Genomic DNA, 8,819 nt, shown 5'->3' with positions numbered 1-8,819 from the left:
TGGACGTGGCCGGAGCCGGGCGGCGGCTCGGGGAGCTCGCGCCGGGCGCCGCGCTGGTCGTAGTCGCCGCGGGGCTGGTCGTAGTCGGCGCGCTGGGAGTCGTAGGGGGAGCGCTCCGGCGGCTGCGGGCGGCGGTCCTGGGGACGCCGGTCCTGTGGGTACGCGTCCTGCGGGTACGGCTCCTGGTCGTAGTCGGCGCGCTGGGAGTAGGAGTCCTGCGCGTAGCCGTCCTGCTGGGGTGAGGAGTAGCTGTCCTGGGAGGGCGGGCCGTACGTGTCCTGCTGCGGTGAGGCGTACGGGTCGCGCTCCGGGAAACCGAGGCGCTGCTGCTGCCAGCCGTAGTCGTCCTGCTGGGACGGGCGGGGCCAGGAGCCGGGCTCGGGGCGCTGGTACTCCTGCGGATAGGTGGGGCGTGCGGTGGGGAGCGGGTCGGCGCGGTGGCGGCCGTAGCCCTCGTAGTCGTCGCGGTTGTGGCCGCCTCCGCCTTGGCCGCCCTGGCCCGGGCCGTTTCCGCCCTGGCCGGGGGACGGGAGCTCGGGCTCCTCGTAGCGGGGCTGGGGGCGGGCCGGCGGTGCCGGCGGCGCGGGGGGCTCGCCGGCGGTCTCGTCGACGGTGATCGCGATGCGGATGGGGCGGCCGCACTCCCGGCTCAGCGTCTCGCTGACGACGGGCGCGAGGCGGCCCTCCAGCACACCCTTCGCGAATTCGTTGGGTACGGCGAGCAGGGCGGTGTCGGCGACCAGCGCGAGGGGCTGGCAGCGGCGGATCCAGCGCTCGTCCTTCGATTCGACCCCTTGCCCGCGGCCTTCTCCGAGGAGTTGCTCCAGTACGCGTGGCCACACTGCGGCAAGATCGGCAGGTACGTCAGCCACAGGGCACGCTCTCTCACGAGTCCCTCGAAGGTGTGATTCGGGGACGGGTCGGGATGAAACTCGGGTGGGGCAGGGATAAGGGAACGAATCGGAGTTCAGTCACGGTAGTCAGCGCGACCGGTAGGGTTCAAGTCGTTGTCCCCAGCCTGTGGACAAGTGTGCCTCGGTCACCTCTGGTTTGACCGAATGGCGCAGTCTCACGTACCGTAACCAGGTCGAGTTGTCGATGGCTGCTGCCGCCTGCCTCCGATGGGCACAGGTCACGTCCAAGGTGATCGAAAAAGCGGTGCACTCGGGCGTGACGAGAGCTACTCGTGGGCGCACGGTGACAGCCAGGACGGCACCCCGCCAACCCCGATTCTTTCTGGAGCCCCCGAGTGAGCAAGCGCACCTTCCAGCCGAACAACCGTCGTCGCGCCAAGACCCACGGCTTCCGGCTGCGTATGCGCACCCGTGCCGGCCGCGCGATTCTCGCGACCCGCCGCAGCAAGGGTCGCGCCCGTCTGTCCGCCTGATCCCGGTCAGGTCATGACATCGTGCTGCCCACCGAGAACCGGCTGAGGCGGCGCGAGGACTTCGCGACCGCGGTACGACGAGGCCGCCGGGCCGGCCGCCCGGCTCTCGTCGTCCACCTTCGAAGCGGTGCCACGGACCCGCACGCGCCTGGGGAGAGCGCTCCCCCGACACGTGCGGGTTTCGTCGTGAGCAAGGCCGTGGGTGGCGCGGTGGTCCGCAACAAGGTGAAGCGCAGGCTTCGCCATCTGATGCGCGACCGGATCGACCTGTTTCCCCCCGGTAGCCTGGTAGTCGTACGAGCGCTGCCCGGTGCGGGTGACGCCGACCATGCACAGCTGGCCCAAGACCTGGACGCCGCCCTCAAGCGGCTGCTGGGAGGGGGCGCGCGATGAAGTACCCGCTGCTGGCTCTGATCAAGCTGTACCAGTGGACGATCAGTCCGCTGCTCGGGCCGGTCTGCAAGTACTACCCGTCGTGCTCCCACTACGGCTACACGGCCATCGACCGGCACGGTGCCATCAAGGGAACGGCACTCACCGCCTGGCGCATTCTGCGGTGCAATCCGTGGTCGCTGGGCGGGGTGGACCATGTTCCGCCGCGCAAGCGCCCGCGGTGGCACGAAATGCTGCGTGACGCCTGGCGTGCACGCAGGGGCGGGCCCTCCGCCGCCGAACCGGCCATCGAGGGACAGACTTCTCCCACGAGTCCGTCCAGTCCTTCGAGCCCGGCCGCAGAGACCCAGTCCCATGCCCAAGGAGCATGATTAGTGGACACGATTGCCAGCCTCTTCAGCTTCATCACGACACCTGTCTCCTGGGTCATCGTCCAGTTCCACAGCGTGTACGGCGCCATCTTCGGCCCTGACACCGGATGGGCCTGGGGCCTGTCCATCGTGTCCCTGGTGATTCTGATCCGCATCTGCCTGATCCCGCTCTTCGTGAAGCAGATCAAGTCGACGCGTGCGATGCAGACGCTCCAGCCGGAGATGAAGAAGATCCAGGAGCGCTACAAGAACGACAAGCAGCGCCAGTCCGAAGAGATGATGAAGCTGTACAAGGAGACGGGTACCAACCCGCTCTCCTCGTGCCTTCCCATCCTGGCGCAGTCGCCGTTCTTCTTCGCCCTGTACCACGTGCTCAACGGCATCGCGACGGGCGACACCATCGGTGTCATCAACGATCGCCTGCTGGAGAGCGCGCAGAAGGCCCACATCTTCGGTGCCCCGCTCGCGGCGAAGTTCACCGACGGCGCGTCGAAGGTGGAGGCCCTCGGGTCCTCGATCACCGACGTCCGCGTCGTCACCGCCATCATGATCGTCCTGATGTCGGCGTCGCAGTTCTTCACCCAGCGCCAGCTGATGACCAAGAACGTCGACACGACGGTGAAGACGCCGTTCATGCAGCAGCAGAAGATGCTGATGTACGTCTTCCCGGTCATGTTCGCCGTCTTCGGCATCAACTTCCCGGTCGGTGTCCTCGTCTACTGGCTGACCACCAACGTGTGGACCATGGGCCAGCAGATGTACGTCATCCGCAACAACCCGACCCCGGGTTCCAAGGCCCAGGCCGCGTACCTGGAGCGCCTGCACAAGCACGTCACCGAGCACGGCAAGACGCGTGGCCGCGGTGAGAAGGCCATCGTGAAGGCGATCGTCACCAAGGGCCGGGACCGCAACGAGTTCGAGCGCAAGTTCATCAACGGTCTGAACAAGGCGGGCCTGGCGGCTCAGCCCGACGGCACCGTGGTGAAGAACGACGCCGCTGTCGCCGCGCAGACCGAGGACGGCGCCCCCGTCACGACGGGCACGCCGAAGCGCCAGCAGCCCAAGCGCCAGAGCAAGTCCCAGCGTCAGTCCACGAAGGCGGCCGGCGAGGCCGAGACGAAGACCTCGCTCACCAAGGCCGACGAGCCGGCGGACGCCGAGCCGGGCACCCAGCCCGCCGCAGCCAAGAAGTCCGCTCAGAAGCCCGGCGGCGGTGGCCGCAGCAAGGCCCAGTCCGGACAGCGCAAGGGCCCGCAGCGGCCCAAGTCCCCGTCGAAGAAGTAAGAAGGAGTCCATCCCGTGACGGAAGGCACCACCTCCGCCGCTGCCGAGGGTGCAGACACCCTGACTCGCCTTGAGCAGGAGGGCGAGATCGCCGCGGACTACCTGGAGGGTCTGCTCGACATCGCCGACCTGGACGGCGACATCGACATGGACGTCGAGGCCGACCGTGCCTCTGTCTCGATCATCAGCGACACGAACAGCCGTGACCTGCAAAAGCTGGTCGGCCGGGACGGTGAGGTGCTGGAGGCTCTTCAGGAGCTGACGCGCCTGGCCGTGCACCGGGAGACCGGGGACCGCAGCCGGCTGATGCTCGACGTCGCGGGGTACCGGGCCAGGAAGCGCGCCGAGCTCTCCGAGCTGGGCGCGAAGGCCGCGGCCGAGGCCAGGAGCAGCGGCGAGGCCGTGCGGCTTCAGCCGATGACGCCGTTCGAGCGCAAGGTCGTGCACGACGCGGTCAAGACCGCGGGACTGCGCAGCGAGTCCGAGGGCGAGGAGCCGCAGCGCTTCGTCGTCGTGCTTCCCGCCTGATCGGTTCCCACGTTCTCCGGCCCCGTCTGTTGCGCAGACGGGGCCGGATTTTGTCAGCCTGATAGTTCTGGTGGTTCTGGCACCGGCGCCCCGCGCCCGGTGCGGTACGGAAGGACGGTCCCCCCGTGACGGAGGCAGCGGAGCTTCCCCCTGTGCCCGAGCAGGCACGTGAGGTGTTCGGTGATCGCTACGCGGACGCGGTCCGCTACGCGGAGCTGCTCGCCGAGGCGGGAGTGCAGCGGGGCCTGATCGGTCCCCGTGAGGTCCCGCGCCTGTGGGAGCGGCACCTGCTGAACTGTGCGGTGCTCTCGGAGGTCGTGCCCGAGGGGGTCACGGTGTGCGATGTCGGCTCGGGTGCCGGGCTGCCCGGGATTCCGCTGGCGCTCGTCCGGGGCGACCTGAAGATCACGCTTCTGGAGCCGTTGCTGCGGCGCACCAACTTCTTGACCGAGGTCGTGGAGCTGCTCGGCCTGGACCATGTGACCGTGGTGCGTGGCCGGGCCGAGGAAGTGATGGGGAAGGTCCCGCCGGTCCACGTGGTGACGGCCCGCGCCGTCGCTCCGCTGGACCGCCTGGCCACCTGGGGCATCCCGCTGCTGCGCCCGTACGGCGAGATGCTCGCCCTCAAGGGCGACACGGCCGAGGAGGAGCTCAAGGCCGCGGCCACGGCGCTGAGCAAGCTGGGTGCGGTGGAGACGTCCATCCTGCATGTGGGTGAGGGCGTCGTGGATCCCCGGTCCACCGTGGTGCGCGTCGAGGTCGGGGAGAGCCCCGGAGGTGTGCGCTTCGCCGCCAAACGGGCGAAGGCGGCCCGGACGGGACGGGCACGCCGCCGACGCGGATGAGGACGCTGCCCTGAGGGCACGGCGTACTCCACACAAGCCTCCCCGCCTACGCGTGCCGGAGTGTCGCGGCGGTTCGCCCTCGGGTGCTGTGCATCGTGTTTCACGTGAAACGTCGCTCACTGCTGCACGGCATCATCAGCCGCGGTCGCGCCGCGGCCGAACCTCGCGACCGGAGGCCCCTCGGTTCTCTTGCGGAGGAACCGGACTCTCCCGAGCGTCCGACCCTCTCGCGGGGTACGGAGTTGTCCACAGAGGTGGATTTCTCCACAGAACGTCAAGCCTCACTGGTTCACGACCCCGAAGGCATGGGAGGCTCTGTTCATTGCGAGCCTGAAGTCGAGGAGAGTGAATCCTTGCGGTCCGACGCCAACATCGCGGGACCGATGACCGATCCGGTCCCCGGTCCCCGCACCGAGTCGATGGGGGCGGATGTTTCACGTGAAACACCGCCTCCGATGGACGACACTCCGATCGGTCGAGCCGCCCAGCTGGCGGTGGAGGCTCTGGGCCGAGCCGGTGAGGGCCTGCCACGGCCCGAGCAGACCCGTGTGATCGTGGTCGCCAACCAGAAGGGCGGCGTCGGCAAGACGACGACGACCGTCAATCTCGCCGCGTCCCTGGCGCTGCACGGGGCCCGCGTCCTGGTCGTCGACCTCGACCCGCAGGGCAACGCGTCCACCGCGCTGGGGATCGACCACCACGCCGAGGTCCCGTCGATCTACGACGTGCTCGTCGAGAGCCGGCCGCTCTCCGAGGTCGTCCAGCCGGTCCCCGATGTCGAGGGTCTGTTCTGCGCCCCCGCCACCATCGACCTCGCCGGTGCGGAGATCGAGCTGGTCTCCCTGGTGGCACGGGAGAGCCGGCTGGAGCGGGCGATCCAGGCGTACGAGCAGCCGCTGGACTACATCCTCATCGACTGCCCGCCCTCCCTCGGTCTGCTGACGGTCAACGCACTCGTCGCCGGCCAGGAGGTGCTGATCCCGATCCAGTGCGAGTACTACGCACTGGAAGGGCTGGGCCAGCTGCTGCGCAACGTCGACCTGGTGCGGGGACATCTCAACCCCACCCTGCACGTGTCGACGATCCTCCTCACCATGTACGACGGCCGGACACGGCTGGCGTCGCAGGTCGCGGACGAGGTGCGCAGTCACTTCGGCGAAGAGGTCCTGCGGACGAGCATCCCGCGCTCGGTCCGTATCTCGGAGGCCCCGAGTTATGGGCAGACGGTGCTGACCTACGATCCAGGATCGAGCGGAGCCCTCTCCTATCTGGAGGCGGCACGCGAGATCGCGCTGAGGGGTGTGGGGGTCAACTACGACCCGACCCAGGCCCACGGCGGCGCACAGAATGACCCGAACATGGTGGAGGGGATCCAGTGAGTGAGCGACGAAGGGGGTTGGGCCGTGGTCTCGGGGCACTGATTCCCGCAGCCCCGACCGAGAAGTCGGTGGCCTCGGCAGCCCTGGGGAATGCGACGTCCGCTTCCCCTTCCTCGGTGCCTGCGCTGCCCAACGACCGGGGGGTGGCGGCGGCGAGGGTGGCCACGCTGGCTTCTGTTTCACGTGAAACAGAGGAGGCGCCCTCGGCGGCGAACGGCCTGCCCGAGCCTCCCCTGGGGGCTCACTTCGCGGAAGTGCCTCTGGACTCGATCACTCCGAACCCGCGGCAGCCGCGCAAGGTGTTCGACGAGGACGCCCTCGCCGAGCTGGTGACCTCCATCAAGGAGGTCGGTCTCCTTCAGCCGGTCGTCGTCCGGCAGACGAGCCCCGGGCACTACGAGCTCATCATGGGCGAGCGTCGTCTCCGGGCCAGCCGTGAAGCCGGGCTGGAGGCCATCCCGGCGATCGTGCGGGCCACGGAGGACGAGAAGCTCCTCCTGGACGCCCTGCTGGAGAACCTGCACCGCGCCCAGCTCAATCCGCTGGAGGAGGCCTTCGCCTACGACCAGCTGCTGAAGGACTTCAACTGCACGCATGACCAGCTGGCTGACCGCATCGGCCGGTCCCGTCCGCAGGTGTCCAATACTCTGCGTCTGCTGAAGCTTTCCCCGAAGGTGCAGAACCGCGTGGCCGCCGGAGTGCTCTCCGCCGGGCATGCGCGGGCGTTGCTCTCCGTCGACGACTCGGAGGACCAGGAGCGGCTGGCTCACCGGATTGTGGCCGAGGGGCTCTCGGTACGGGCGGTCGAAGAGATCGTGACCCTGATGGGCTCCAGGCCGCAGAAGCCGCAGCGGGCCAAGGGTCCGCGGGCCGGTGCTCTCGTCTCTCCGGCGCTGTCCGACCTGGCGACCCGGCTCTCGGACCGCTTCGAGACGCGGGTGAAGGTCGACCTGGGGCAGAAGAAGGGGAAGATCACCGTGGAGTTCGCCTCCATGGAAGACCTCGAACGGATCCTGGGAAGCCTCGCTCCCGGCGAGGGCCCCGTGTTGCAGAAGAGCCTCGGGGCCGGGGAGGACGAGGAAACCGAGTCCTGATCCCGGGCAGGTGGATCACTCGGTGGTTCTCCGGCTGTCGAAGGGCGGGCCGTGTCCGGTGCATACCGGAACACGGCCCGCCCTTTGCCTTTCGCCGGTGCCCCCTTCCGTCCATCGTGGATACGATGCGTACGAGACGGCGCAGTCACCGGGCAGTACCTCGGGCAGTACCTCTGAGAGGCAGGCAGGGGCCATGCGAACGATGAGCCGCACCGGACTGGTGAGCGCGGGACTGGGGCTGGGCGCGGTCGGTGGGTTCATCGGCAGCCTGCTCAGGGAACGGAGTGCTCTCACAGCGGTCCGCGACGCGACCGGCGGAGGAAGCGAGGAACAGCGTTCATGGGGCGTCGGGTCGTACCGCTCACGCTGGACAACCTTCAGGACCTTCCCCAGCGCTGTCGTTCGTGCGTCTTCTGGGAACTGGATCCCGTCAGCGGCGAAGCCGCGGTAACCGCGGGGACGTCCGCCACGGAGAAGGAAGCCTGGATCTCCGCGGTCCTTCTGGACTGGGGGTCCTGCGGTCGGGTGGTCTACGTCGACGACGTGCCGGTGGGCTTCATGCTCTACGCCCCTCCCGCCTATGTGCCGCGTTCGACGGCCTTTCCCACCAGTCCCGTCGCACCCGATGCGGTGCAGTTGATGACGTCCTTCGTGATGCCGGGCTACCAGGGACAGGGCCTGGGGCGGGTGCTGGTGCAGACGGTCGCCAAGGATCTGCTGCGGCGGGGCTTCAAGGCGATCGAGGCCTTCGGGGACGCGCGCTGGAAGGAACCCGCCTGTGTGCTGCCGGCGGATCATCTGCTGGCCGTGGGCTTCAAGACGGTCCGGCCCCACCCCTACCATCCGCGGCTGAGGCTGGAGCTGCGGTCCACGCTGTCCTGGAAGGAAGACGTGGAGATGGCGCTGGACCGGCTGCTCGGGGCCGTTCAGAAGGAGCCGGTGCTCCGGCCGCTGTGACTCGCCGAGGTCCCTGAGGGACCGCACAACGAAGGGGCCGGCCCAGACGGGCCGGCCCCTTCGTGTTTCACGTGAAACGTCAGTCGGCGATGAAGTCCTCAAGGTCGCGAACGATCGCGGCCTTGGGCTTGGCGCCGACGATGGTCTTGGCGACCTCGCCACCCTGGTACACGTTGAGCGTCGGAATGGACATGACGCCGTACTTGGCGGCCGTACCCGGGTTCTCGTCGATGTTCAGCTTGACGATCTCGATCTTGTCGCCGTACTCGGCGGCGATCGCCTCGAGGGACGGCGCGATCTGGCGGCACGGTCCGCACCAGGCGGCCCAGAAGTCCACCAGGACGGGCTTGTCGCTCTTGAGGACGTCCTGCTCGAAGGAGTCGTCGGTCACTTGCTTCAGGGTGCCGGCCACGGCGGGCTCCTTAACTGGTTGGTGCGGGGGCGGAAGGGGGTCAGACAGCGGTCTTCTCGGGCTCGGCCTTGTCCTCGTCGGTGAGCGCGGCGAGGAAGCGCTCGGCGTCGAGGGCGGCGGAGCAGCCGGTGCCGGCGGCGGTGATCGCCTGCCGGTAGGTGTGGTCGAC

10 protein-coding genes and 2 pseudogenes are annotated in these 8,819 nt (G+C 68.6%); 9 read left to right on the top strand and 3 right to left on the bottom strand.

What is annotated here, in order from left to right; translation table 11 throughout:
• Positions 1-872 (bottom strand): annotated as a pseudogene (gene dnaA / locus GTW67_RS23445) (chromosomal replication initiator protein DnaA); the annotation flags it as partial.
• Positions 873-1,249: 377 nt separating this feature from the next.
• Here dnaA and rpmH point away from each other — a divergent pair.
• The 9 genes from rpmH to GTW67_RS23400 all read left to right on the top strand — a co-directional run bounded on the left by rpmH (position 1,250) and on the right by GTW67_RS23400 (position 8,238).
• Entirely contained in the window at positions 1,250-1,387 is a 138-nt protein-coding gene (rpmH, locus tag GTW67_RS23440) for a 50S ribosomal protein L34 (protein ID WP_003975051.1), read from the top strand.
• A gap of 21 nt (positions 1,388-1,408) precedes the next feature.
• Entirely contained in the window at positions 1,409-1,780 is a 372-nt protein-coding gene (gene rnpA, locus GTW67_RS23435) for a ribonuclease P protein component (protein ID WP_161166776.1), read from the top strand.
• Positions 1,777-2,151, top strand: a complete 375-nt coding sequence (gene yidD / locus GTW67_RS23430) for a membrane protein insertion efficiency factor YidD (protein WP_161166775.1) — start codon at positions 1,777-1,779, stop codon at positions 2,149-2,151. Before rnpA ends, yidD begins: the two co-directional genes overlap by 4 nt.
• 3 nt (positions 2,152-2,154) lie before the next feature.
• A complete protein-coding gene (gene yidC / locus GTW67_RS23425) occupies positions 2,155-3,435 on the top strand; it encodes a membrane protein insertase YidC (protein WP_161166774.1) in 1,281 nt (426 codons plus the stop codon).
• A 15-nt stretch (positions 3,436-3,450) separates the two neighbouring features.
• A complete protein-coding gene (locus GTW67_RS23420; RefSeq protein ID WP_161166773.1) occupies positions 3,451-3,963 on the top strand; it encodes a R3H domain-containing nucleic acid-binding protein in 513 nt (170 codons plus the stop codon).
• 125 nt (positions 3,964-4,088) lie between these two features.
• Positions 4,089-4,808, top strand: a complete 720-nt coding sequence (gene rsmG / locus GTW67_RS23415) for a 16S rRNA (guanine(527)-N(7))-methyltransferase RsmG (protein WP_161166772.1) — start codon at positions 4,089-4,091, stop codon at positions 4,806-4,808.
• 305 nt (positions 4,809-5,113) lie between these two features.
• A complete protein-coding gene (locus GTW67_RS23410) occupies positions 5,114-6,187 on the top strand; it encodes a ParA family protein (RefSeq protein ID WP_161166771.1) in 1,074 nt (357 codons plus the stop codon).
• Positions 6,184-7,281, top strand: coding sequence for a ParB/RepB/Spo0J family partition protein (locus tag GTW67_RS23405; protein WP_161166770.1), 1,098 nt, complete (start codon positions 6,184-6,186; stop codon positions 7,279-7,281). Before GTW67_RS23410 ends, GTW67_RS23405 begins: the two co-directional genes overlap by 4 nt.
• 339 nt (positions 7,282-7,620) lie before the next feature.
• A complete protein-coding gene (locus GTW67_RS23400) occupies positions 7,621-8,238 on the top strand; it encodes a GNAT family N-acetyltransferase (RefSeq protein ID WP_161166769.1) in 618 nt (205 codons plus the stop codon).
• A gap of 79 nt (positions 8,239-8,317) precedes the next feature.
• On the opposite strand, the gene trxA is transcribed toward GTW67_RS23400, so the two are convergent.
• Together trxA and GTW67_RS23390 are read right to left on the bottom strand one after the other, a co-directional pair.
• The gene (gene trxA / locus GTW67_RS23395) at positions 8,318-8,650 is read right to left on the bottom strand and encodes a thioredoxin (RefSeq protein WP_063482508.1); all 333 of its coding nucleotides are present in this window, start codon (positions 8,648-8,650) and stop codon (positions 8,318-8,320) included.
• Between the two features lie 40 nt (positions 8,651-8,690).
• Positions 8,691-8,819 (bottom strand): annotated as a pseudogene (locus tag GTW67_RS23390) (thioredoxin-disulfide reductase); the annotation flags it as partial.

The organism is Streptomyces sp. SID5910, assembly GCF_009862125.1.
In the GTDB taxonomy this organism is placed as follows: Bacteria; Actinomycetota; Actinomycetes; order Streptomycetales; family Streptomycetaceae; genus Streptomyces.
Note: the sequence above shows the minus strand (reverse complement) of the source record. Positions and strands in the feature narration are given on the sequence as shown.

Coding starts and splice junctions, on each gene's coding strand:
- yidD (WP_161166775.1), top strand. CDS start 1,777: ATGAAGTACCCGCTGCTGGCTCTGATCAAGCTGTACCAGTGGACGATC.
- GTW67_RS23410 (WP_161166771.1), top strand. CDS start 5,114: ATGGGAGGCTCTGTTCATTGCGAGCCTGAAGTCGAGGAGAGTGAATCC.
- GTW67_RS23400 (WP_161166769.1), top strand. CDS start 7,621: ATGGGGCGTCGGGTCGTACCGCTCACGCTGGACAACCTTCAGGACCTT.